The following is a 22450-nucleotide window of genomic DNA, read 5'->3' as shown; positions in this document are numbered from 1 at the left end:
GTTCATCTTTTTTTGTTATGTGTATATATTCAAAGACATATCATTGGTTAATCATCCAATTCTTCAACTCTTAAACCTTCAATACCCATAATTTTTGAAGCTTCGGTTTCATTCTCAGGAAAAATGAAGCATTGTTTTTCATGAGAAGAAGTAGCCAGCCAGACCTTTCCTTGTTTAAAAAAAGACAAATCCTCAGGCAAATTAGGCATTTCCCACTGAAAAAGAGATTTTGCAATCATTTTTATTATTGATTTTGCATTCCCATCAGCATAAAAATAATAAACATTTGCAGTTTGATTATCACCAAGAGTTGTACTAGCCCATGTTGATTCGCTTCTCATTTCTTTTAATGATGCTTTGAACTTATTTATGATTTCCTCTAAGTCTTTTATTGCACCCATATCGGTTCTAATAACTAGATGAAATTCATCACATACTTCAAAGCATAAATCAATTAGTTCCTGATAAACTCTATTTTTTGGATCCCTTTCAACGCTTAACATCTTGTCCCCCCTATTTATAAATCAAGCATATTACAATACGAGATTATTTTGCACTGCCATAGAACGCATGTGCACCCTCAATCCGAATACCTTTACCATTTCTATCGTATCCAGAGAGTGGATGATAGTGCCAAACCATGTTCTTTCCATTTGAAACTTCTGCAGCTGTCACTTTCTTAATTGGACTTGCTTCTTTAGCGATTGTCTGTGCATTAGTTTTAGAAGTTGACCAAGTATTATTCTTACTCTTTAGTCTATTAACTGCACTGGTTTTGCTAAGACCTGATCCAATAAATAACTTTTTAGATTTTTTATCTACTGTAGCAACATAATGATTATATCTTTTTTTCTCTTTATTAATAAAATTATTAACTTCAATATATGCAACAGTTCCTACTAAGAGTACAGCACCTGCAGCATATAAAACTGAGATAGCTTTTGCAGATAATGTTATTCCCCAAGGTATAGCAAACAGAACAGTTGGTGTAGCAACAGAAGAATCATAAATAAATATCTCTCCAGTTTCCATGGACGTATATGTCGCTTGCATTCCGTACTCATCTAATTTTTCAATTACGACTTTATATTCTTCTATTTCATTTTCACTATTTTCACTAACAACACTTAATTGATTATTCCCCGGATCAATATCAATTGCTACCGTTGTGTCCTTAATCTCCCCAACTTCACTATCCACTGAAACCTCTATACCAACATTATCCGCGGAATAATCAATATTAACCAAATCAATATTTTCATCTAGTAACAGTTCTTCATATAATTCAGTAGAAGTAATTGATCCTTTTTGCGTAGCTCCGTATACATTATTATAAGGTACTATTAGAGAAAAAATTAAACTTGTAATAAACAAAATTATCATACTCTTTTTTTTATTTGTATTCATAACTAAAATCCTCCTATCTATAATAGGTGATAACATTAATTCTATTTTCTTTTTTGATTTGTTTGTTATGTTTTAATATTGAATTAAGTGATAAAACTCCAGTAACATAGGCCGTTGCTAGTGACGATCCATCTTCTAAAACAGCCTTATTATCATTTTGAAATACAAGTATTCCTTCACCTGGTGCAAATATATCTATCTCCCCAATTGAATTAAATGAACTAGACTCTAATTTTTTATTTATACTACCAACTGAGATAACATTTTCATATCTGGCAGGAAAATCTAAGTTTAGTCCATAATTATTTCCTGCAGAAGCTATAATAATTATCCCTCTTTCTATGGCCTCATCAACTACTTTTCTCAACTCAGGAACATCTTGCTTAAATCCAAAACTAATATTAATTAAATCTACCTTTTTATCCATACTCCATTTGATTCCTTCTATAACATGAGAAACTTCTCCCCCTCCTTGATCATCAATTACTTTTACATCGTATATTTCTATTAAAGGGTTAATTCCTTGCACAGTTTCATCATTTTGCTTTGCTGCAATTATGCCTGCAATTGAAGTTCCATGACCATATTTATCTTTTGTATATTTACTTTTATTGATTACATTATATTTTGCAACAATTTGTCCTCTTAATGCAGGGTGTTTATCATTAATACCGCTGTCTAAAATTGCAACTTTTTTAGGTTTATCCAATCTATTAATTGTATATTCTTTATCAGGAAATACTAAACACATTGCCCAGTTTTTTTGACATTCCACTTCATTAAATTTCATCTTAATTTCTTCATTACTAGAATCGCATGCTGATAAAATAAACATAATCATCAAGTAATAAATAGATTTTTTCATGATTACACCTCAAATCAACAACTGCATTTATCTAAGTTACAACCACCTCTCTTAATAAACAGATTAATTAATCAACATACAATTTTATTATTTAACTTTGAGATATCAAAAAGATTGAATAATTCGTAGTTTACCATTTATTTCTTTTTAATAAATTTCTTTTATGAATCAAAACACATCAATAATAAGTCATAAAACAGGAGAAACGTGACTTATGCATCATGAATCAATATTAATTTCTGAATTTATGACTTTTTTTAAACTATATATTCTTTAATTTGAAATAGTTGCATTTAATATTGAAATCAATTTATCTAAAATATTTATTACATCGAATCATTAGTCCAATAAACGCAGGGTTATTTCTTTAACTAAGGGGTTGGTCCATATTATAGGGCTAAACAGTTTTTACAGATTGACCTTCTTGTGGAATTATAGAAAAAAGGCGACCAATTGCGGTTGCCTTTTCTACTTGCACTGAGGTATCGCCAATGCCCCTGTTCATAGAGTCAACAGTGGTCTCAGGATACTCTGTATTGGTTACCAATAAAAAAAATTTATCTATATATGGTTACTTAATAGTTTAAGATTATTTGTTAATGTTTTATGTTAATATCATAATGGTTAGCTTATCCATAAAAGGATGTAACCGAAATCAGTGAATAATCGAACTATGACTCGGAGGAACTTATCATGAATAAATTTAGATGGTCAATGGTTTCAATTATAGTTGCTGCAGCAGTTCTTGCAGTGGTAATAACATTACAGCAGAATGCCAAAAAGTATGAAGCAACGCATAATGAACCAAATACCGATATTTCTGTTATGGATGTTACGGGGAAAATTAAGAAAGATAAAGATTTGGAAGAGCAAATTTCAGAAAAAGAACAAATTCTATATGAATTAGGCCTTGGCCCAGCTTCAACTGCAGAAGACGTTATGAAAACTATGCATAGTATGACTCATCAAAAAGTAATTTCTGAAGAAAAATGGTACAACCTTGAGATGGCTCCTGAAAACATCAGTGCAGTTTATGAATTTATTAAAGACAGCGACATCGGCTTCACACTTAAAAGAGAATTGTTAAAAATCGCAGGAAACTGGAAAGAAGGAAACTTCGACAATATAGTGGAAGATCACAACTACCTTTGGGGTGCTCAAAATGGAAATGTTGGTAAAGCTACCGGAGTTCTTACTCCTGAACAAGAAGCAGAATTTGTAAAAGATAACTTTTAATAGTCATTAAAAATCGAGGCCATCGAGTATTTTTATTAATCAAAACAATGGCCTATTTTCGCCAACAGTAAAAATTTGATTCGCGGATTTTTGGTACAGCAGAAGAGAGGATTTAGGCGGATAGCTTGGGGTAATACGGGTATGCTCCGGCTGCCCCTTCCGTATACACACGAGTATGTCTTTGTTGGCATGCGAGTTGCTTTAATCGTTTTATTTATTTCATTGCATGAACAACGCAATTATTTCCGATATCTTTAAGCGCTCCACTTCGTAATCTTCCCCGCATAGTTTTATTCCATCGCATAGCAAATCCGTTGGTCGAATTTTTCGGATTGAAACTCGTCTATTATCGGCTTTTGTTGTTGATATACTCCCTATCTAAGTCACGCAGCATATTAGTGCTTTCCGTTAGAAAGGCCGCTGGCGCTATTATGTTCTAATGCGTTTTAACACATTCGATACATAAACCCTCATGAAGGATATTAAAACGTCGTGTCAGTACGTTTAAATGGGGGATTTTCATTTAAAATGTTTAAAGATAAATATACAAAACCAATATCAACCACCCCCCCCGCCAATTTAGGCAGAGCTCGTCCTCATAGTTTGATGAAAACGAGGAAAATCACCCCTTGTAAAAAACGGAGCAACTTCACTGTTCTTTAAAGAAGATTTAATTTAAAAAAAGAAGGAATTAGAAGCGCTTAGACGGAAATATATATTATTGCATAAGCTTTCATATGTATTTAACATTTGATGGAAAGTAGGAAAAGCCATGGGAAAATCGAAGAGTTTACAAGAAATTTATAACGCCAACCGTCCAGAAAATAATGAACTTTTCCGAGCGATACAACAGCATCTACAAATGAAGCATCCAGACAAACGAATGACAGCTACGAGAACATTGCAAATAATTGTGGCTGATAGTGTTTCATCTGGAGAGCTGCATAACGTGGAAGCCCGCCTTCTTCACAGTTTATAACGACCTGTTGTTTCATAAGCCCTTTGAAATGTTGTTAGAACACAGAAAGGATCTTCGTTTCGTAACTCAGCAACATTCATTCTTTTGCTTACTTAGTGCACTTTGGTGCAATCACTTTGCCTCTGGAAAAGTGTCTGTTTTCTATTTATTTAATTTGATTACAGATTCAAATGGTGAGTAAAAATGCTCGAAAGATAAAGATTGACAACGTTTTTAGTGTGCCTCATACTAGTGGTGACTCAAATGACAGAATATTACGAATAGTGGAGGGGTAATTATGAATAAGGTTTTCGTTCCTAACGCAATCGCCACATTAACAAGACTTTTCTACAGTTCGACTACAATGAATGAGTATTTAGCGATGAGAACCGCCCAATTCTACATTGAAGACCTGAAATTACTGCAAGACGTGGAAGCTGTTGCCTTGGCAATTGAAAATCAAAATGCTTTCGCATTAATGTCTAAATTTAAATTATTTGATTATAAGGCTGCTGAAAAAATTGAAATCGCACTATCCTCTTCTGGCTATACGGAAGCAGACCTAAGTGCTATGAATATTGAAATCTAAATTTATTTTTTTAAAACGAATGGTAGAGTTAATACTCTTTGACCCATTCGTTTTTATTTTTAATCGTAAGAACAAACATTGATAAAATAAACGATTTCTGTGCATAAGATTCTATCACCATTCAAACTCCGATAAGCTGCCAAACTGTTTGATTCGATTTTGTATGTTCCTTGGTTTCAATTTCCTTCATTCTAGAGTGATTAAAAACCATTGCACACTACCTCCGCACATTATTTGTACATATTCTATAATGCGTCATGAACACAAAAAAGCTTCACACAATTAAGTGTGAAGCTTGATGTAATAGCGATTCTTCGCTATTGGTGATACCGGTGGCCGGGGTCGAACCGGCACTCCAGAGGAACACGATTTTGAGTCCCAACAAATGACAAAACGATTGTATAATCATAAGTATCAACGATTAGTTGTACTTTCTTGAATTTCGAGTAATACGATTACCGTTAATTATGCCTTTACGCTTCTTTTAAGTCAATCCTTTTCCCACTTTTTTGTTAAATTTAACCTGACCTATTATCTTATATTTTTTAATTAGTTCAGCTTCATATGTTCTTGCATCTACTTCATTTTCAAATTCTCCTATAATTTTATAAGCAAGTTTTCCTTCTTGCATAAGCTCCCTATGTTCCGAGTTTCTTCTATTAGAATATCTTCTGCATCTGTACCATAGCCCACTACCTACATAAATGATTTCCCCATTAAGCCAATGCTCATATACAATAAATTTATTTACCATTCTTAATTCATTTGGATTGAGATCATTTTTCTTTATTAATTGGATGATTTTTTGAAAAGTTGTCCCATAAATTATTGCAATGTCTTGGTTTGTCATCTTATCTAATAAATGTTGAATTAGTTGCTCTTTTGTTGGCAACATAAAAATCACCTCGATATTTTTATATCTTGGTGATTAAAAATGTAAATCTATTTTAAACTTTTATAAAGGATTCAAGTTCTATTAGGCTAGAGTATACTATGGAATTAGAGCAAGGAGTTCGTTACAATCACTATCTTTAACAACTCCGATGTAATTTAAAAACTTAGTTACTACTTCTTGCAGTGCCTCAGGACCTAAACATCCTTTTGGAACGTTGTTAGTTTTAGGACATTTATATACGTATTTTAAATCCACAATAGAGTTAGTATCTAAACCACTGCCACGAACTTTTTTTACCAAAGCATATCGTTCCTTATCATGAGGGTAACGTTCCACTTGGCTAGACAAAGTTAAATAATATATATACTCATCATCATGATCAAAGGGAATAGGGAGCAAAATAGGATGGCCCCCCATCCTAAAATCAATTTTGTCAGTTCCTTTGAAAAGTATATTTTTTTTCTTTATAACTGTTCCCTCATAATAGTGCAACTAGAACACCACCAATTCATTCTCTTCATCTTTAGAAACAAAATATTTTTCGCCCTTAATTTGATTTCCTATTTCACGAAGAGAATCAATATCTTGGCGACTTAACATAGTTTCATTACGATTATATACAAAAACATTACCGTTTATTTCCTTCTTAGAATCACTAGAGAAATCGTAATCTTCATATAAATCAAACAGATCTTTTAACCCACTATAATAATCCCTAATTCGGTCTACTTCTATTTCAGGATTTAATCTCATATTAGCTTCGTCTTCTAATTCTTTCCAAGGATCTTCAGAATGTGTTAATTCAATTAGCTGATCTCCAGTATGATTTCCATAAATATAATTTACTGTTTGAAGAATGTTTAATGTTTTTCCATCGAAAACTGAAGAATAATCAAATTCTTGTTTATTAAAAGTGTCTTCAATTAAGTCATTATGTTCATACTCTCTAAAAATCGAATTTACTACAGGACCATTCTCCCAAGCTTGTATCTCGTTGTTAAACAAAATTTCATCTTTTACAGCAAGATTCATGGCTTGAGAATAGTAAAGTAATTTTTGTAATTTTACGTGACCATTAAAAGATCGTCTTGAAACATCAAAATTATTTTGGATAAACCATTTACTGATGTCGATAACATTTTGGGGCACGGAATCACCGCCTATTTTTAAATTATTTACCCTAAATATAACACAAAGTCCTTCAATTGAATACCAAAATTTGTATTTTCAGATGTTTTACTACTTATATATATCCATTTTATGCAGCATTTATTCTGTCGGTTTCCGATTTATTAACAAACATTAATAAAATTGATATTTTATACTAAAAAAGACATAGCTTATGCTATGCCAGTTTTAACCTTTACGATTTTCAATTCTGAAAAGTTTATCCTTTTGAGAAAGTCTTAAAATAATATTATCCTCATTATTCAATTCATCAGGAAGTTTATCCTTTAATATCGAGAAAATCAGCTGGATGTCCTTATCTTTAATAAAATCAGATACTTTAATTAATTGATTCCCATGCATGAGTTCTTTTTTATCATTTAGGATAAAGTGCAATACCGGAATTTCCTCATCATCTGCATATGAAATATATGCTAAATCAAAGCATAATATCTCTCCTTGTTTTTTACCCGAACTACTATTAGCATTAAAAGAATCAAATACATACACACTTTTGCCTGTCTTCTTCTCGACTTTAACATCATAAGAAATACCATACTGCTCACCATATAGTTCATTAGATACTTCAGAAAAGTAATACTTATTAAACTTGATTAACTGATTTTTTAATTTCTCTTGGAATTTTTCAGAAAATAATCCTTGATCAATTGCAGAAAGTTCTTCTTCTAAAGAAGTCATTTTATTAGCAACTTCTTTAATTTGAGAAAGTGTATTTTCAATTTCTCCTTTCCGCTGATAAACCTCATTTAGCTCAGTAATAATAATTTCTAAATCTTTAAAAGTGTCGCTTTTTGCAATTTTAATTGCTAACTCTTTTTCTTGTGATAAGAATCTCTTTAATTTACTCTCCAAACTTGAAATCTCCGATTCGATTTCAGGTATGTCCTGAGTAATAAATCTAATTTTCTCAACTATCATATTATTGTGGTAATTAACTAAATCCTCAAATGTTTTTTGGATTTTAGTCATGTCTTTTGCTTGACTATAAATTCTCTTTAATTGCTGTAAATCAATATTTGATTTATTTTCCAAAAGCTCTTCTTCAGCTTCACTTATTATTTTCTTCCTAAGGCTTAATTCACTTATTCTAGAGCTAATACTGCTAATTTGATATTTAGTTTCATTTAAATTGCTTAAATCTTTATCGTAGTTATAGTTAATATTTAAAGTTTTTTTCTTTTGCTCAAGGTCGGAGATTGTATCATCTATCATTGCAAGAGATAGTTCTAATTCAGTCTTACTTTGTTTTTTTTCAATTCTCCTTTTAAAATCTTTTTCAGTTTTTATCTTCCTAAGTATTTTAGATCTGTCCGCTATCGAGATTCCAAATAAGTATAAGTATAAAGTTTCATATTCGGCGTAAGAAGTAAATGCAGATAAAACTTTTAGGGTATTATTAATACGCTCGTCAGCATACCTAATGCTATGTGAAATTATCTGCCTAAAGGATGGTTTGGTTTCTTGTCTCCCGCCAAGTATTAGTTTATCCAGCTTATTTTCAAAATCTTTCCCATCATTTTTAGTTAAATTCTCGCCATTAATGCGCATTACTTTCTTATTTCGACTTAAAAAATTTCTTTCAATTACAATTTCCGGAGATTTTTCATCATTAAGATCTTGGCTCATTATTAGTGTTATTAAAACATGATTATCAATTAAATAGTTTTTAACTAAATCGATTTCCTTCTTATTTTCATTATCTGTATAGATGATTTTTGGATCTGCTCCAAGACAAAAATCAATTAATTTAAGAACAGTGGTTTTTCCAACATTATTTCCTGTTTCTTTTTCAGTAACATTCACAGTTTCATCAACAATTAGATTTATTCCCTTATGGAACTTAATTTTTCTAACGATTCCATTTATATCTTCAATTCTTAAGTATTTTATGAACACAACTTAACTTCACCACTTTCAGTAACAACAGCAATATCTGATAGAAAGAGCCAATCTAATGAAAGCATATAAGTATTCAAGGACATGTTGCTTTCACTCTTTACAAACTTGTATAAATTAATTATATCTACATAATCTTCTTTAATGAGTTGTTTTAAAATTAATGATCCATTGTAGTATATGCTCAATTCAGGATTAATATCTCTAGGCAATAACATGATTATAACCCTCCGGACTTTCAAATATTTTACACCTTATAAACGCATCAACAACAATGATTGAAACACACTGTTCAAGTTCTTCAGCGGGTAATACATTATAATTATTACTTTCTTGAATATGCGTGAGGGTTTTATTAATTATATTGAAGAATTTTTGATTTTCATTTGAATCGTCGTTCATTAATTCCTCAGTATAAAAACGTGTGAGTTTATTAAATACCGAGAGGCTTTTATTTTTTCCTTGCATATCAAATTCTTTATAAATACCATTTAGTTTATGGTTGTATATTTTATATTGCGTTATTAAATTCTTTACTTTATTTAAATTATTAAATTTAATTTTGCAATCGATATTATATTCATTTAGATTATCTGCTTTTTCTGTTGAGCCTAAGTCTATTTCAGAAAGTAAGTGTATTAAATCAGCCAAATTTGTTGAAATTCTTGATGGATCTTGCTTTTCTCCAAGCTCCGCTTTAACTAATTCATATACTTCTCGTTGTTTGTCAACTTGAAACTCCAATATACTATTTAATAAGGTTTCTTTGTCCATAATATCTTCACTAGGATTGAATGAAATATCATACTTATTTTCAAATGCTTTATCCCTCAAATTCTTAGCATCTGAAAAGAAAAGGAACTTTAAACTATAACCTTTGTTTTTATACTCCAATAATAGTTTCTTTGAAAGTGTACTGTTAATCTTTTGTTTAGTGCAAGTAGAAGAAACTTGAATCATAATTTTATTACTTTTATCAATTAAGTCAATAGCAGCCATATTCTGTTTTTCTACATTTGCATTTTCTAAAGTTAATCCATATATCAAATTACATAAATCCCTATAAAAGAACTCGGCATGTATATTAAGATTTAATATATTCAATTTGCCCATACTCTTTATTTTATAACATAAGAGCTCAATTTTTTCAGATATATAAGTAAAATAAAAATCCCTATTCATAGGCTTCTCCTTTGAGAAATAACTAGTATTTTTACCTAATTTTACTACAAAACTATTTTTTTTACAGGTAATATTATGAACTTAGTAACATTTCTAATGATTTGTAGTGGAATTTTGCTAGAATTGGGGTTGGTGCAATTAGATTTTTCTTTGTGGGTAGTACATTTTTCAACTTACCGAATTAGTATGACCGCTAGTGTTAAAGATTATATTCATATTCTTCTGGCTTCCAATAAAAATCTATTCCATTTTGACCAAGCTGCAAGTTGCAAGTTCTACATAATGTAATAAGATTCAAATCTTCAAATATTTTCTCAGGAAACAGAGTCTTTGCCTTGATATGATGAACTTCTAAATTATCTGTATTAATTAGGCTAAACCGGATTTTGCACCTTTGACAATGACCTTTGTCTCTTCGAATAATGTGCAGTCTTTTGTCTCGCCATCTTTTCGAATTGATAGCTTTATAAACTTCTGGATGATTCTGTTTGAACTTATCTTTAGACCTTTTACTTCCTTCTGCTGCTGCCTTCTTCCGACATTCACAGACTGAATTGACGTCTATTCTCTTGCCACAGCCACCACAAAATTTCTTTTTACTAGCCATGCTAATTCCTCCTGTCGTATGAACATTGCTTCACTGTGAATTCATATTCACTTCACCTTGAATTCACGTGCTGAGAATAGCTCTGTATTGAAATTAAATTGTTGAAGTAAGATAGTTGGTATTAGTGGATTTGCCTGAGGAGTCCGTAGAAGCAAGACTATTTCTGTGTTTCTTTTAGTTCCTTTAAAAAATCATGAGCTCTCTGCTCAGCAATCTCAGCATATTTTTCTTCAACTGTGATAAGATTTCCTTCCAAAAGGAAATTGTAAAATTCTTCGTCATTTCATGTGCTCTTTGGTTGTAAATTTTTTTAAAAAATGCAAATAAAGCTTCAACGGGGTTTGGGCCAATTGGGACAGTCATTAAAAATGAAATATTCCCCGTGGTTTAAAGAGTTTTAGCGTTTTTTTCAAAACGCCTAGGCGGTACTCCTCATCCCAAATAAATTCTCTATTCAAACCATCTTCTAATGAATCCATAAGAAACTTCGGCATTCCCCATTGACCTTAAGGCTAAGTTCACACGATCCAATAGGTTTGTTCGTGGCATATACTTACCTTTGTTCTTCATCTCATCTAAGTAGTAATCAATTAAGATTGTTGCAGCTGCTAACCTAAACTTATCTTCATCTATGATTCCTCGTACTATTTGTAAATGATTTAGTTTCTCTTTCATTTGATGTACCATCCTCTCTTACTTAACTACTGCTAATTGAGTTCTTAAACCCTGTAATGATATGGACCAGGTACCTAACTCATCATATGGAATATCATTATCAAAGGTAATTATTGTGCAGTTACCAAAGTACTTCATTCCAGATGGTAGGTCGATATATACATCAACATTATTTCCTTGAACGTGCTCTTCCCTTAATGTTGCATATGCCTCACTATCAGTAACGAATGCTTTATTACAGGCTATTGAGAATACTTCTGTATCAGTGCTTTCTACTGAATGACTTAAGGTAGCATTTCGTTGGGCAGCTAATGCTATATTTGTTCCCGCTTTATGGATGTATACTTTGCATCTTATTCCTGATTTTTTTGCCATTCTATATTTACCTTCTTTCAATTATAAAAAATAAAAAGAAGCCAGAATTAACCTGACTTCAAAAACTTATAATCTTTACTTCACTAGCAGATTATGGATCTCTTCTAATTTGCTGTTGTCTCCAACAAAGTTAAACTTAGAGCCAGATTTAAAGTTAACTGTTATATTTCCTGCTACTTCATCCAATACTGAATTATCGATATCACTAAGTGGTAATCGATTTTTTCAATAACACCATTAAAAATTACAAATCTTCCACCAGTTACTTGAATATGACTTTTTTCTTGTACTTCCATTTTAAGTACCTCCTAAAAATTTTATAAGAGCCAGAAGTTAATCTGGTCTCTTAGTCTGTAAAATTTTTCACATAAACGATTATGCCACAATTGTTCCTTTAGCAATTGCTTGGTAATTGTGAACTCGGCCATCACCATAAAACTCTGCGAGGAATCCAGCAGTACCGGCAAGAACGTTCGGAGTACCTACAATATCTTTAACTTCTAATTCTTTCGAAACACCGACTGTATAACAATCTTTAATACTACCGAATAATACTGGAACTTGTCCGATTGTATCACCAGTTGATAAAGCATTAGAAACTTCAATTGGAGCACCAAACAACGTATAAGCAATTTTTCCTTTTAATTCAATTTGTTTTACATAGTAGTTATTGTTAGCGTCTTTGAAGTCCACTACTGTTTCGAAGAATGGGCGAGACATATACCAAACTGATGCTCCAACGAAATCTTCATGAACAGCAAGGTATACACTCCGCAGATTATCGACTAGCTGAGTAGGTGCGCCTAAAGAAATATCTTTAGAAGTAACACTCGTATCTGGAGCAATTCCTTTAAATTCGTTTGGATCAGTACCAGCCAAGATAGACTTCTCAATTCTTTTAATAACTCGACGAGTTACTAAGTCTTTAGCATGTTGAGACAAATCAACGCCAGAATCAAACATGAACTGTTTAGACATAGAAATAGCTACTGCAACTCGACGTTGCTTCATTACAGCGAAGTTAGACAAGTTTAATGCAATTTCCGGAGCGCTTCCACCTTCATCAACAAACGCTGCATCATCTAAAGTTGTTTCATAAGGAATCTTCATTTCTTCTGCATTGAATGGAATCTTACGAGATTTCGAAAATACGGATGATGTACTTTCTAATCTTTCAACAATACTATCAACTAGCTTTGGTTTTGCTGAAGTACCTACTGTTGTTTTTGTTTGTAGTGCACGTTCTTCATTACTCATTTTTTGTTCCTCCTGTAATTTGGAAAGTTCATTTCTCTTTTCTTCTAATACCTTCTTAGTTCGTTCAGAAAGGACTTACTACTATTAGTATCGAGCAACTTAACCATTCGTTCAGCACTAGAAACACTAGCTTTTTGTTTTTCAACTTCGATTTGAGTTTTTCGAATTTGAAGGTCTATGTCTTGTTCTTTTCGAACTTCTTCACTTTCTTGAACTTCAACTTCTGGTTCAGCAGGAATTTCAACGTCTTCTACAAGATCAATACCACGGGCAGCAATAGTTGATTGGCTATACGCAGGGTTTTTAACCACGCTTACTTCAAAAAGTTCAAGCTCTTCGATAGTACGTTCATAAAGGTTAGTCTCAATTAATTTCCAGCTGTCCTTAATAGTTCGGAAACCAAACGACATGTTTCGATGGATACCAGAATTGATCAACTCGTAATAATCTTTTCCCCATGTTGTAGGGGTGATTGTTGCTTCCATATACAACCCTTGCTCGTCTTCAGTACGTTTCAAAGAGTCATTGCGAGTGGATGCCAGGATCAATTTGCTGTTATGTTCTGCGAGAAATTCAATATCTCTCGAAGAAGATTGAATTGCACGAGTGAAAGCACCTTTAGCAATCTTTTCAACGAACCTTTTAGTAACACCCAAGATATTACTTAGTTGACCAGTCTTATTTACATAACCAGAAACAGTTAATGTTTCATCTGAATTAGCACGTAATTCGGAATCTTGAACACGCAGTTCCATTTTCATATTTTCTACTTCCCTTCTAGTTCCTCATTCAGCAGCTAAATCTTCTAGTATGGAATCTGTGATAAAGTTCCCATCGCAAGTTCGGTCTTCTGCTGTATGAAGAACTTTTCCTTCTGAATTTACTAAGGTATATATTCGTTCGTTTTTGACCCATCTATAAGCATTTTCGTGATTTAAGTTCGACATGAAATGACTCCTTCGAATTAATATTTTGCTTTTAAAGCAAACTTGAAAAATCGTAAAAAAAAAGCCATAACGTTATGACTTTTTCGGATGAAATTGAGAAATTTAATAAATTCAATAAGAGAATAAGTCAATAATCGGAGTAACTGACTTGCTCTCTTATTGAATTTAAAATAGGAGGTTGAATGACTAGCTAACCTCACAGAAAGGAGTCTGAAAGAAGATGCTAACTAAACATTCAACTTTAAATCATTTTGAATCTAAAAGCCTTAAAGAGAACGTCTTTCCGATGACGACAAATTAAAGAAATTGAAGAAAGAGAAGAGGTGCAGGAGAAACACCTCGCACTATAAATATATAAATCAACCGAGTTGTGTACGTATATTGGGAAAATAATTGCTTTTAAAGCTTTTTTTATCTCCCTAATTCATATATATACGAATGCTAGTTACTAGACAATTTCTCTAAAAGTTTTTCATTATAAAACGTAAATGATATTTGAAAATTCCTCAAAAAAACAAGACATCTTTCGATGCCTTAAATCTTATTGAACTGCCATACTTGTTACTTCTTTCCACTTATAGACTTTAATGGTAGCTCTAATGCATAACTATTTTTTTGATATAGAGTCTCGAATTACTTTTGGTATAGTATCAGGTTTGGTTTAAAATCAATCTACTGTAACAACCATTTCTTCCTCGAACATCATATTTAACTGCTCATTTGAGTATCTTAAGAATGGACCAAAATATTCTCTTGCTTTATCAGTCATATCTTTCTTGCTAACTTTTCTTAAGAAGCCAAAAGCATTAACAGTCTCAAAGCTTGCTTTCTGCTTACAAGTTCTTACTTTATCCATATCAGAGTTGATTGCTTCAACATTTAATTTATCGATCCAGCTGAAGAATTCTCGAGTCCAGAACTTTTTAACGCTTTCTCGTTCAGCATCATCAATCAATTTCCAGACCAATGTCTTTTTATCTACCAAGTAGTAGTCATATTCTTCGGAGACTAAAATGTCTAAATATTGCAACTTCTTTACGTATCTTGATATTTCTAAAGTTGTTTCATTAGTAATCTCAGAAAGCCTAGAGGGTTTGTTTTCTTTAGTAAAGTACAATGCTATCAATATCCTCAACGCTTTTTCAGTGTTTTTCATTGCGACATTCTTTGAACTGAACTCAGAAATCATAGTTTCAAAGGTATCACATAAAACTTTTTCAATCGTCTGAGCTTTATAAGAATGAACAGTATACAGTTTTATTTTTTTCTCTCTTGACCATTCATAATCTTTTAAGAGACGTTGCTCTGTAACTTTCCGTTTCTTTTTCAAAGTGTTGGGGCTTATTCCTAAAGCTTCAATAAGTTCATTGTCCGTGTAAGTTTTTAGTTCTATCATAATAAAATACCTCCGTTGTTTTTACTCACAAAAGTATTCTATCTGCTCGATTTAAAACGTAAACCAAAAAATTAAACCGTTTAAAATAAACCACACTTGATACTATTTATTAATATACAATATCAACGCTGGTTTATTTTTACATTCACTAGCTACTAAGAATTTAGAACTTTTATTGCGATCAAGCTTCGCTTGTCGCATGGCAAAGGCTCCGCCTTTGACCATCATATAAATAATAAGAATAGATAGTTAGAGAATGAATTCTGAGACCTTTTAGGGTGGATTAATATAATAACTCCATCTTGATATTTTAAAATCAACATGGGTCAATCTGGAGCTTCTGAAGATAGGTATGAGGGTTTTTTAAGGAGTAATAAAATTAGAAATTTATTACTTTTACTCTATCAATGAAAAACTTAATATTCTAGTTTTGTTACTACATGAATTTTGGTAGAATAAACATTACTAGTAAATTAAACCCATAAGGATCAATCGAAGGAGAATGTGGATGGATTTAAAAATATTAATTCCTATTATCTTAACTGCGATAAGTGTTACAGTTTCAATAATACTGTGGAGAAAAGGACGAAGTCGTAAGGCGTTAAGTTACGATATAATTTCATCAACTTCATTATTAAAGAAACATGATGAATTAGGTAAAAAGTTTAAAATTTTCTTTGAGGATAAAGAAATAAAAGAAAATGTTCTCTTAGTACTATTGAAAATTATTAACACGGGAAATGTACCAATTGAGGAAAAAGATTTTAATCAGGACATAACTATTGAGACTAATAATAGCAAGATACTTATTGCAGAAGTAAAAGAAACTACCCCTAAAAATCTGCGCGTATCTATAAACAATTTAGGTGCTGGCCTAGTTGTTGTTTCGCCTTTACTTCTAAATAGTAAAGAAGAAATGATAATTAAGTTATTAGTCAAGTCCTCAGATGAAACTCCTTTTAACAAGGATGAATTAAGAGTAGCATCGAGAATAGTAGGGGTATCTGAAATTACAAAAGTCAAACAAAGTAGATCTAAGGAAATTTTTATGGCAGCCTTTGTGATTATTGCCCTTATTTTTAATCTTACATCTTTTTTCTTCGAAAACATTCCTTGGCTAACCATAGGTTCACCATTAATCCTAATCATAGTAGTTCTAGTATATCTTGTTCCATGGAATAATTATCTTATATATATTAATTATCGTGGACAATAACTTGTTCCCTCTTAATAAATCTATTGATTTTAATACAGGACCTTTAGTTCTATAAATATTTGGGACTAAAAGTCCTTTTATTGTGATTAATAAAATATTGATTTTAAAATAAAAAGACCAAGCATTAAGCTCGATTTAAAGATACAAGTTCGAAGTCGTCGGTAAGTCTAAAGATTTCAGACATTGGATGTCGATTTGTTTTATATGTAAGTTTGCCTCCACAAAGAGCTTCCATAGCATGATAATGGGCGCGATCAGCTAATCCAGAAGATATCTGAAGTTCAATATAAGCTATTTCAGTAAGATAAGTATTAAAAGGTCCGTTATAAGAATTGTAATCAGTTTTCCCAATATAGTAGTCTTCAATATATAAATCAACTAATCGATTTGTAAGTTCAACTTCAGACATTGATTTGATTTGTTCGATAGTGAATTTTGGATTAGCCTTCCTCCACTGCTCCCATTCTAGCTCTTCTTTCTCTTTCTTTAATCTGGCTTCTTCCTCAGCCTTACGTTTCTCTTCCTCAGCTTTTCGTTTCTCTTCCCCAATTTTATTTAAGTCGTTGGTGGTCACAAATTTTATTACAGGCCGATTTTTAGCAACATCCTTTTTAAATAGTCGCTTAATCATTGTTTTAGCATGATACCAATTTTTATCAGTTGCCTTTTTATACTTTACTTTTTTATCGAAGCGATAAGTTAGAGCAAGAAACTCTTCGATACTGCTAATTTGAGCCTCGAAAACAAGCTCCTCCATAATGCTCCAGTCGTAGATAGAAATTTGAATAGTAGTTGTCATTATAAATACCTCCATAAGTGTGTTTTCTTCTTCATCTTACAGAGTAATTATATGGACGTTATTAAGAACGTAAAGCAAAATCAGAAAAAAGTTTAAAATATTTTTCAATACCAAATAAAAACCTTATTATAAAAGGTCTTAATTAATTTAAGAATTTTTAATTTTATGTTGAATTAACTTTACATTATTCATTTAGTGTTCCTAATAAAGAACAATCGAATAAAAGACCAAACATTAAGCTCGATCTTCATCTTCTTTATGAATTCGATTGAAGTACATATCATGTATTCCAATTTTTTTAGACATGTACTCGATGTCTTTCTCAAGATTAGAAAGTCGTTCTTCCAACTTTGGTTTGCTTCTTGTATTGTAATACTCATCATACATCATATCCAACAACTTCCAACGTTCTCCATTTTCCATACCTTCAATTAATTTTAATATCTCTTCTGCTTTCATTAAATCCTCTCCTTATTCTAAATTGCTCTGTGTTGAATTTTGAAGGAGTCTTATATATATCTTCATATAAGAAATTAAAGTTCCATACACAGCCATTATGGACTTCTAGGGCAACTTATTAGTTAGCGCAGAGCTCTCATTTTCTTTAACGAGTTTTTAAATTTTTAAAGACTCTTTTAAACCTTTGATCTATATTCTCTTCCAACTCTTCAATTCTTTCTTCATTAGACCTAACTCCCTCTTTTATAGCTGCTAAGAGTTCTATTGTTTCTCTATGTAGTTGTAAAAATAGTTGGTCTCGTTCACTCATTACTGATTCATGTTTGATAACATTCTCCTGTTGTTGTAGCTGGTTTACCCCTGCTTCTTGTACAAGTTGCTCTACTGCTGTTTTCAAGTTCATTCCAGGCTCGTTCTTTAGAACAGTTAGCCTCTGAAGCAATTTAGACTCATCATTAGTAAAAGTTACTTTTCCTTTCACATTTCTCTTAAAACGATAATTATTGTCTTCAAAAAGTAAATAATACTTTTTCACAGTAGATGAACTAACACCTAACAAATTAGCCATGGTAAAAACATCATGAGAAATGTCCATAACAGTCACAACCTCCAAAATTTGTTAAAAGAATTATAATTCAGTTCTCTAACCAGTTATAGAAGGTGAAGTCTTTTTCTTTTTTAGGAATTAAAATTAGTTAGTTCGTACATCACATTTTCATAATCAGCGAACTCTTCAGACCTTTTATACTCATTATGATTCGCAATTTTTTCGAGACATTTGTAAGCAAAGCCTTTAATCTTATCCTCTGGAACATTTATGTAACGTTCACTTTCAATTGTGTCATTTACGAATTTTTCTATTAATGTATTCCATTGCTTTTTAGAGTATCTGCCTAATGAGAATCTTGTATAGAACTCATTACAGGAAGTAGTTAATAAGATTTTAAATTTATCTTTTGTCAAAGGTTCCTTGAAATTACAATTGAAATTAAGATTATTTTTTTTATCTTGTTCTTTTTTATTTATATCTTTATATGCCTGTACCTTTTGTTCAGGCAAGGATTGCTCATTTGTATATGCTTGGATTGCACTTTTGTGAAAGCTCACGAAGTCAGAAGAAGGCTCAGATTCTGAGTTTTCTTGTTCAATAGATTCATTTAGGTCTGCATTTTTGTCAGAGCTGAGGTCTTCTTTCGGTAGAAACTGTTGAATAATTTTATCAGTAACGTGGAAGTATTTCCTTGCTGGCGAACCCATAATTACAGACTCAATGTATCCTGCTCCTTCTAAGTCTTTAATCGCTTTTGCTTGTTGTCTGTAAGTGAGAGCTGTTTCTTCTTCAATGACTTCACTTGTTAAGTAGAAGTATTCTTTTCCATTTTTAACAGTCAGCATATATTTACTTCCAAAGCTTTCATAACTGGAACATAACTGACCAAATATTATCGCCCCGTTTACGGATACTTCATGTGCTAATTCTTTATTAAACATAACGAATGCATTACCGCCAAGAATGGATAATAATTTCATGTTTTTTCTCCTTTTGACACAGAAGAGGAAACTTGCTAAAATTTAATAGAAGTTAATTCTTCTGTTTTTTTGTTTAGAGATGGTAGAGCCGCCAAACTCATTTGCCATCTCTTTTATTATTATAATATACCGAATACTAGTTCGTAAAATATAAGTTGGTATATTTTACCTATATTTTCAATCCTTTTAATGCCCCATGCAATTTATGTTTTTGCTCTAAATTTTGTCCCCATAAATTTACATACCGTTTAGTAACAGTTATATCTGTATGACCAAGTAAGTGCATTAGCGAGAAAGCATCGACTCCAGAAACGATCATCCTTTTTGCCATCGTATGCCGAAATGTATGAGGACTAACACGTTTACTTATCTTAGCTAACTTCCCATACTTAGTAAGCCTAGTTTGAATGCTATGAGGATTTAATTCTCTATTATCTTGGCTTATAAACAGTTTGTTTGTTTCCTCAAGTTCTCCTCTTATTTTTATATATCTGCTTAGCTGCTCTTGAGTAGTCTCTGATAAATAAACAGTTCTTTCGAAAAGGTTTTTTGTTTTTCTAATAACGATAAGGTTCTGTCTTACATCTTCTACATTAATACCTACAAGTTCTGACAATCTAACTCCAGTATCAAGAAAAACAAGAATAATTACTTCATCTCTAAAAGATACAAATGTTTTTTCTTTACGGATTACTTTTATTAATTTCTCTAACTCTTCGGTATCTAATGTCTCAATTGTCTTCTGTCTATCTCGGAGCAATTTAACGTTTTTCATGGGGTTTGTCTCGATAAGCTTCCTCTTGGCTAAAAAGTTATAAAATGCTCTTAGTGCTCGTAAACGAGTATTGATTGATGTCACTTTCATTATCTGTTTGCTTTGCTTAATTAAATGTTCCATATCACTTTGTTCGCACTCCAATAAATGCTTATTAATTATTTTCTTTGCACCATGAAACTCATTCTTATAATATTCCATTGTTGCTGGACGTAAATTTCTCAAATAGCAGTCCTTAAAAAATTCTTCAAAAGCTTCTTCATCTGAGATCTTCTTCTTAATAATTCTCAATTCTTCTTTTGATAGCTCTTTTCGCCTTTTCACAAGAACCTCCCACGCACACGATTCGACGCACACGATTTTGGATTATTTTTGTCGTATTTAAAACAAAGAAAAAAGGCCCCAACAATTAAGTTGAGACCTTGATTCTATAATCATTTTTCGACCATTTGATACCGGTGGCCGGGGTCGAACCGGCACTCCAGAGGAACACGATTTTGAGTCGTGCGCGTCTGCCAATTCCGCCACACCGGCATGTTTGTTGGAGGCGGCAACCGGAATCGAACCGGTGGTAAAGGTTTTGCAGACCTCTGCCTTACCGCTTGGCTATGCCGCCAACGTTTTTGGAGCGAAAGACGGGATTCGAACCCGCGACCCCAACCTTGGCAAGGTTGTATTCTACCACTGAACTACTTTCGCATATGGCTGGGCTAGAAGGGATCGAACCTTCGCATGACGGAATCAAAATCCGTTGCCTTACCGCTTGGCTATAGCCCATTAACGTTGTAATCATTATATCATATTTTATTAAATGGGGCGACTGATGGGAATCGAACCCACGAATGCCTGAACCACAATCAGGTGCGTTAACCACTTCGCCACAATCGCCATTATAGGATTTAAATTGGCAGGGGTAGTAGGACTCGAACCCACACTGGAGGTTTTGGAGACCTCTGTTCTACCTTTAAACTATACCCCTGTAATAAAGATGGTGGAGGGGGGCAGATTCGAACTGCCGAACCCTAAGGAGCGGATTTACAGTCCGCCGCGTTTAGCCACTTCGCTACCCCTCCGCATATGGATGAAACATGGTGCCGGCAAGAGGACTTGAACCCCCAACCTACTGATTACAAGTCAGTTGCTCTACCAGTTGAGCTACACCGGCACTACTATGGTGGCTCAGGACGGAATCGAACCGCCGACACAAGGATTTTCAGTCCTTTGCTCTACCGACTGAGCTACTGAGCCAAACAATAAAAATGGCGGTCCCGACGGGAATCGAACCCGCGATCTCCTGCGTGACAGGCAGGCATGTTAACCGCTACACCACGGGACCATAGATTGCGGGGACAGGATTTGAACCTGCGACCTTCGGGTTATGAGCCCGACGAGCTACCGGACTGCTCCACCCCGCGACGGTAATAATGTTGCTTTTTATGCATCAAGTTTTCGTGTTAAGCGTTTCAATGGGCTGAAATGATCAATCCTTTATGCAGAAACAACTTGATGTTATTGAAAAATGGTGGAGGATGACGGGATCGAACCGCCGACCCTCTGCTTGTAAGGCAGATGCTCTCCCAGCTGAGCTAATCCTCCAATATGTTGTCTAAATGGTGACCCGTACGGGATTCGAACCCGTGTTACCGCCGTGAAAGGGCGGTGTCTTAACCGCTTGACCAACGGGCCAGGTATAAATGGCGGAGAGCAAGGGATTTGAACCCTTGAGACAGGGTTACCCGTCTACACGATTTCCAATCGTGCTCCTTCGGCCACTCGGACAGCTCTCCAATAATGGCTCCGCAGGTAGGACTCGAACCTACGACCGTTCGGTTAACAGCCGAATGCTCTACCACTGAGCTACTGCGGAACAATATAAGCTTGGCGACGTCCTACTCTCACAGGGGGAAACCCCCAACTACCATCGGCGCTGAAGAGCTTAACTGCCGTGTTCGGAATGGGAACGGGTGTGACCTCTTCGCTATCGTCACCAAACAATGTTAACATTTTTTCAAGACATATATTATTATAACGTCTTTTCGAGAAAATGCAAGAAGAAATTTTCATTCCTTCAAAACTAGATAATAAGAAGGTATTTCATTTTTTAAAGCGTTGGTTAAGTCCTCGATCTATTAGTATCAGTCAGCTCCACATGTCGCCACGCTTCCACCTCTGACCTATCAACCTGATCATCTTTCAGG

General features: G+C 33.2%; 25 protein-coding genes, 15 tRNA genes and 2 rRNA genes. 4 read left to right on the top strand and 38 right to left on the bottom strand.

All coding sequences use genetic code 11. The features are described from left to right. Window positions 1-47: 47 nt before the first annotated feature. The 3 genes from ACQKMF_RS00210 to ACQKMF_RS00200 are packed head-to-tail and all read right to left on the bottom strand — an operon-like array spanning window position 48 to window position 2272. Window positions 48-503, bottom strand: a complete 456-nt coding sequence (locus ACQKMF_RS00210) for a stage III sporulation protein AH (protein WP_101223432.1) — start codon at window positions 501-503, stop codon at window positions 48-50. Between the two features lie 43 nt (window positions 504-546). Further along, window positions 547-1407, bottom strand: a complete 861-nt coding sequence (locus ACQKMF_RS00205; protein WP_427571258.1) for a hypothetical protein — start codon at window positions 1405-1407, stop codon at window positions 547-549. A 13-nt stretch (window positions 1408-1420) separates the two neighbouring features. Next, window positions 1421-2272, bottom strand: a complete 852-nt coding sequence (locus ACQKMF_RS00200; RefSeq protein WP_427571256.1) for a S8 family serine peptidase — start codon at window positions 2270-2272, stop codon at window positions 1421-1423. A gap of 693 nt (window positions 2273-2965) precedes the next feature. On the opposite strand from ACQKMF_RS00200, the gene ACQKMF_RS00195 reads away from it, so the two are divergent. The 3 genes from ACQKMF_RS00195 to ACQKMF_RS00185 all read left to right on the top strand — a co-directional run bounded on the left by ACQKMF_RS00195 (window position 2966) and on the right by ACQKMF_RS00185 (window position 5055). After that, window positions 2966-3508, top strand: coding sequence for a DUF6241 domain-containing protein (locus tag ACQKMF_RS00195; protein WP_427571254.1), 543 nt, complete (start codon window positions 2966-2968; stop codon window positions 3506-3508). A gap of 772 nt (window positions 3509-4280) precedes the next feature. Further along, window positions 4281-4487: a hypothetical protein gene (locus ACQKMF_RS00190; protein ID WP_427571252.1), complete on the top strand. Its 207-nt coding sequence runs from the start codon at window positions 4281-4283 to the stop codon at window positions 4485-4487. 277 nt (window positions 4488-4764) lie between these two features. After that, window positions 4765-5055 (top strand): hypothetical protein, encoded by a 291-nt coding sequence (locus ACQKMF_RS00185; protein WP_402940034.1) that lies wholly within the window; start codon window positions 4765-4767, stop codon window positions 5053-5055. Between the two features lie 484 nt (window positions 5056-5539). On the opposite strand, the gene ACQKMF_RS00180 is transcribed toward ACQKMF_RS00185, so the two are convergent. The 13 genes from ACQKMF_RS00180 to ACQKMF_RS00120 all read right to left on the bottom strand — a co-directional run bounded on the left by ACQKMF_RS00180 (window position 5540) and on the right by ACQKMF_RS00120 (window position 15473). Beyond that, window positions 5540-5950 (bottom strand): hypothetical protein, encoded by a 411-nt coding sequence (locus tag ACQKMF_RS00180; protein ID WP_427571250.1) that lies wholly within the window; start codon window positions 5948-5950, stop codon window positions 5540-5542. A 96-nt stretch (window positions 5951-6046) separates the two neighbouring features. Beyond that, on the bottom strand, window positions 6047-6442 hold the full coding sequence (locus ACQKMF_RS00175) for a hypothetical protein (RefSeq protein WP_427571248.1): 396 nt from the start codon (window positions 6440-6442) through the stop codon (window positions 6047-6049). Beyond that, window positions 6443-7099 carry a Panacea domain-containing protein gene (locus tag ACQKMF_RS00170; protein WP_427571246.1) on the bottom strand — a complete coding sequence of 219 codons (657 nt, stop codon included), beginning with the start codon at window positions 7097-7099 and terminating at the stop codon, window positions 6443-6445. Window positions 7100-7306: 207 nt separating this feature from the next. Then, window positions 7307-9034: a DUF2326 domain-containing protein gene (locus tag ACQKMF_RS00165; RefSeq protein ID WP_427571244.1), complete on the bottom strand. Its 1728-nt coding sequence runs from the start codon at window positions 9032-9034 to the stop codon at window positions 7307-7309. Next, window positions 9025-9252: an ABC-three component system middle component 6 gene (locus tag ACQKMF_RS00160; protein WP_427571242.1), complete on the bottom strand. Its 228-nt coding sequence runs from the start codon at window positions 9250-9252 to the stop codon at window positions 9025-9027. Before ACQKMF_RS00160 ends, ACQKMF_RS00165 begins: the two co-directional genes overlap by 10 nt. Then, window positions 9239-10216 carry an ABC-three component system protein gene (locus ACQKMF_RS00155; protein ID WP_427571240.1) on the bottom strand — a complete coding sequence of 326 codons (978 nt, stop codon included), beginning with the start codon at window positions 10214-10216 and terminating at the stop codon, window positions 9239-9241. The genes ACQKMF_RS00160 and ACQKMF_RS00155 overlap by 14 nt, the downstream gene beginning before the upstream one ends. A gap of 199 nt (window positions 10217-10415) precedes the next feature. Beyond that, window positions 10416-10823, bottom strand: a complete 408-nt coding sequence (locus ACQKMF_RS00150; protein WP_427571238.1) for an HNH endonuclease — start codon at window positions 10821-10823, stop codon at window positions 10416-10418. Window positions 10824-11273: 450 nt separating this feature from the next. Beyond that, a complete protein-coding gene (locus ACQKMF_RS00145; RefSeq protein ID WP_427571236.1) occupies window positions 11274-11498 on the bottom strand; it encodes a hypothetical protein in 225 nt (74 codons plus the stop codon). 18 nt (window positions 11499-11516) lie between these two features. Then, the gene (locus ACQKMF_RS00140; RefSeq protein WP_427571234.1) at window positions 11517-11873 is read right to left on the bottom strand and encodes a hypothetical protein; all 357 of its coding nucleotides are present in this window, start codon (window positions 11871-11873) and stop codon (window positions 11517-11519) included. A gap of 173 nt (window positions 11874-12046) precedes the next feature. Beyond that, on the bottom strand, window positions 12047-12169 hold the full coding sequence (locus ACQKMF_RS00135) for a hypothetical protein (protein ID WP_427571232.1): 123 nt from the start codon (window positions 12167-12169) through the stop codon (window positions 12047-12049). Window positions 12170-12248: 79 nt separating this feature from the next. Continuing rightward, window positions 12249-13130 (bottom strand): phage major capsid protein, encoded by an 882-nt coding sequence (locus ACQKMF_RS00130; RefSeq protein WP_427571230.1) that lies wholly within the window; start codon window positions 13128-13130, stop codon window positions 12249-12251. Between the two features lie 44 nt (window positions 13131-13174). Then, window positions 13175-13891 (bottom strand): HK97 family phage prohead protease, encoded by a 717-nt coding sequence (locus ACQKMF_RS00125; protein ID WP_427571228.1) that lies wholly within the window; start codon window positions 13889-13891, stop codon window positions 13175-13177. 853 nt (window positions 13892-14744) lie between these two features. Next, window positions 14745-15473 carry a hypothetical protein gene (locus ACQKMF_RS00120; RefSeq protein ID WP_427571226.1) on the bottom strand — a complete coding sequence of 243 codons (729 nt, stop codon included), beginning with the start codon at window positions 15471-15473 and terminating at the stop codon, window positions 14745-14747. Window positions 15474-15981: 508 nt separating this feature from the next. Here ACQKMF_RS00120 and ACQKMF_RS00115 point away from each other — a divergent pair. Beyond that, the gene (locus ACQKMF_RS00115) at window positions 15982-16689 is read left to right on the top strand and encodes a hypothetical protein (RefSeq protein WP_427571225.1); all 708 of its coding nucleotides are present in this window, start codon (window positions 15982-15984) and stop codon (window positions 16687-16689) included. Between the two features lie 124 nt (window positions 16690-16813). On the opposite strand, the gene ACQKMF_RS00110 is transcribed toward ACQKMF_RS00115, so the two are convergent. The 22 genes from ACQKMF_RS00110 to ACQKMF_RS00005 form a co-directional block, all read right to left on the bottom strand. Beyond that, complete coding sequence (locus ACQKMF_RS00110) at window positions 16814-17488, bottom strand: hypothetical protein (RefSeq protein WP_427571222.1); 675 nt, start codon at window positions 17486-17488, stop codon at window positions 16814-16816. 234 nt (window positions 17489-17722) lie between these two features. Beyond that, window positions 17723-17947 (bottom strand): hypothetical protein, encoded by a 225-nt coding sequence (locus tag ACQKMF_RS00105; RefSeq protein ID WP_427571220.1) that lies wholly within the window; start codon window positions 17945-17947, stop codon window positions 17723-17725. Window positions 17948-18092: 145 nt separating this feature from the next. Continuing rightward, entirely contained in the window at window positions 18093-18542 is a 450-nt protein-coding gene (locus ACQKMF_RS00100) for a hypothetical protein (protein ID WP_427571218.1), read from the bottom strand. An 83-nt stretch (window positions 18543-18625) separates the two neighbouring features. Then, complete coding sequence (locus tag ACQKMF_RS00095) at window positions 18626-19477, bottom strand: hypothetical protein (RefSeq protein WP_427571216.1); 852 nt, start codon at window positions 19475-19477, stop codon at window positions 18626-18628. Between the two features lie 169 nt (window positions 19478-19646). Then, window positions 19647-20576, bottom strand: a complete 930-nt coding sequence (locus tag ACQKMF_RS00090; RefSeq protein ID WP_427571214.1) for a site-specific integrase — start codon at window positions 20574-20576, stop codon at window positions 19647-19649. Between the two features lie 129 nt (window positions 20577-20705). Then, window positions 20706-20786, bottom strand: a tRNA-Leu gene (locus tag ACQKMF_RS00085). An 8-nt stretch (window positions 20787-20794) separates the two neighbouring features. Continuing rightward, window positions 20795-20868 (bottom strand) — tRNA-Cys (locus tag ACQKMF_RS00080). Between the two features lie 8 nt (window positions 20869-20876). Then, window positions 20877-20951: transfer RNA gene (locus ACQKMF_RS00075), tRNA-Gly, on the bottom strand. A gap of 3 nt (window positions 20952-20954) precedes the next feature. Next, window positions 20955-21029: transfer RNA gene (locus ACQKMF_RS00070), tRNA-Gln, on the bottom strand. Window positions 21030-21064: 35 nt separating this feature from the next. Beyond that, window positions 21065-21140 (bottom strand) — tRNA-His (locus ACQKMF_RS00065). Between the two features lie 17 nt (window positions 21141-21157). Next, a tRNA-Trp gene (locus ACQKMF_RS00060) sits at window positions 21158-21231 on the bottom strand. 10 nt (window positions 21232-21241) lie between these two features. Continuing rightward, a tRNA-Tyr gene (locus tag ACQKMF_RS00055) sits at window positions 21242-21325 on the bottom strand. A gap of 16 nt (window positions 21326-21341) precedes the next feature. Beyond that, window positions 21342-21417, bottom strand: a tRNA-Thr gene (locus tag ACQKMF_RS00050). A gap of 7 nt (window positions 21418-21424) precedes the next feature. Beyond that, window positions 21425-21500: transfer RNA gene (locus tag ACQKMF_RS00045), tRNA-Phe, on the bottom strand. Between the two features lie 12 nt (window positions 21501-21512). Then, window positions 21513-21588, bottom strand: a tRNA-Asp gene (locus tag ACQKMF_RS00040). A gap of 5 nt (window positions 21589-21593) precedes the next feature. Beyond that, window positions 21594-21667, bottom strand: a tRNA-Met gene (locus ACQKMF_RS00035). Window positions 21668-21772: 105 nt separating this feature from the next. Continuing rightward, a tRNA-Val gene (locus ACQKMF_RS00030) sits at window positions 21773-21848 on the bottom strand. 15 nt (window positions 21849-21863) lie between these two features. Next, a tRNA-Glu gene (locus tag ACQKMF_RS00025) sits at window positions 21864-21938 on the bottom strand. Between the two features lie 9 nt (window positions 21939-21947). Continuing rightward, a tRNA-Ser gene (locus ACQKMF_RS00020) sits at window positions 21948-22039 on the bottom strand. A gap of 5 nt (window positions 22040-22044) precedes the next feature. Continuing rightward, window positions 22045-22119: transfer RNA gene (locus tag ACQKMF_RS00015), tRNA-Asn, on the bottom strand. 9 nt (window positions 22120-22128) lie between these two features. Continuing rightward, window positions 22129-22244: ribosomal RNA gene (gene rrf / locus ACQKMF_RS00010) — 5S ribosomal RNA — on the bottom strand. Between the two features lie 117 nt (window positions 22245-22361). Continuing rightward, window positions 22362-22450 (bottom strand): 23S ribosomal RNA (locus tag ACQKMF_RS00005); the annotation flags it as partial.

Origin of the sequence: Peribacillus sp. NPDC101480 (assembly GCF_050277335.1) — a bacterium.
Lineage (GTDB): Bacteria > Bacillota > Bacilli > Bacillales > DSM-1321 > Peribacillus.
Note: the sequence above shows the minus strand (reverse complement) of the source record. Positions and strands in the feature narration are given on the sequence as shown.

What these genes read in the sequence shown, in the direction of transcription:
- ACQKMF_RS00210 (WP_101223432.1), bottom strand. Translation starts at nt 503, where the DNA reads ATGTTAAGCGTTGAAAGGGATCCAAAAAATAGAGTTTATCAGGAACTA.
- ACQKMF_RS00205 (WP_427571258.1), bottom strand. Translation starts at nt 1,407, where the DNA reads ATGAATACAAATAAAAAAAAGAGTATGATAATTTTGTTTATTACAAGT.
- ACQKMF_RS00200 (WP_427571256.1), bottom strand. Translation starts at nt 2,272, where the DNA reads ATGAAAAAATCTATTTATTACTTGATGATTATGTTTATTTTATCAGCA.
- ACQKMF_RS00195 (WP_427571254.1), top strand. Translation starts at nt 2,966, where the DNA reads ATGAATAAATTTAGATGGTCAATGGTTTCAATTATAGTTGCTGCAGCA.
- ACQKMF_RS00190 (WP_427571252.1), top strand. Translation starts at nt 4,281, where the DNA reads ATGGGAAAATCGAAGAGTTTACAAGAAATTTATAACGCCAACCGTCCA.
- ACQKMF_RS00185 (WP_402940034.1), top strand. Translation starts at nt 4,765, where the DNA reads ATGAATAAGGTTTTCGTTCCTAACGCAATCGCCACATTAACAAGACTT.
- ACQKMF_RS00180 (WP_427571250.1), bottom strand. Translation starts at nt 5,950, where the DNA reads ATGTTGCCAACAAAAGAGCAACTAATTCAACATTTATTAGATAAGATG.
- ACQKMF_RS00160 (WP_427571242.1), bottom strand. Translation starts at nt 9,252, where the DNA reads ATGTTATTGCCTAGAGATATTAATCCTGAATTGAGCATATACTACAAT.
- ACQKMF_RS00155 (WP_427571240.1), bottom strand. Translation starts at nt 10,216, where the DNA reads ATGAATAGGGATTTTTATTTTACTTATATATCTGAAAAAATTGAGCTC.
- ACQKMF_RS00150 (WP_427571238.1), bottom strand. Translation starts at nt 10,823, where the DNA reads ATGGCTAGTAAAAAGAAATTTTGTGGTGGCTGTGGCAAGAGAATAGAC.
- ACQKMF_RS00145 (WP_427571236.1), bottom strand. Translation starts at nt 11,498, where the DNA reads ATGAAAGAGAAACTAAATCATTTACAAATAGTACGAGGAATCATAGAT.
- ACQKMF_RS00140 (WP_427571234.1), bottom strand. Translation starts at nt 11,873, where the DNA reads ATGGCAAAAAAATCAGGAATAAGATGCAAAGTATACATCCATAAAGCG.
- ACQKMF_RS00135 (WP_427571232.1), bottom strand. Translation starts at nt 12,169, where the DNA reads ATGGAAGTACAAGAAAAAAGTCATATTCAAGTAACTGGTGGAAGATTT.
- ACQKMF_RS00130 (WP_427571230.1), bottom strand. Translation starts at nt 13,130, where the DNA reads ATGAGTAATGAAGAACGTGCACTACAAACAAAAACAACAGTAGGTACT.
- ACQKMF_RS00125 (WP_427571228.1), bottom strand. Translation starts at nt 13,891, where the DNA reads ATGAAAATGGAACTGCGTGTTCAAGATTCCGAATTACGTGCTAATTCA.
- ACQKMF_RS00120 (WP_427571226.1), bottom strand. Translation starts at nt 15,473, where the DNA reads ATGATAGAACTAAAAACTTACACGGACAATGAACTTATTGAAGCTTTA.
- ACQKMF_RS00115 (WP_427571225.1), top strand. Translation starts at nt 15,982, where the DNA reads ATGGATTTAAAAATATTAATTCCTATTATCTTAACTGCGATAAGTGTT.
- ACQKMF_RS00110 (WP_427571222.1), bottom strand. Translation starts at nt 17,488, where the DNA reads ATGACAACTACTATTCAAATTTCTATCTACGACTGGAGCATTATGGAG.
- ACQKMF_RS00105 (WP_427571220.1), bottom strand. Translation starts at nt 17,947, where the DNA reads ATGAAAGCAGAAGAGATATTAAAATTAATTGAAGGTATGGAAAATGGA.
- ACQKMF_RS00100 (WP_427571218.1), bottom strand. Translation starts at nt 18,542, where the DNA reads ATGGACATTTCTCATGATGTTTTTACCATGGCTAATTTGTTAGGTGTT.
- ACQKMF_RS00095 (WP_427571216.1), bottom strand. Translation starts at nt 19,477, where the DNA reads ATGAAATTATTATCCATTCTTGGCGGTAATGCATTCGTTATGTTTAAT.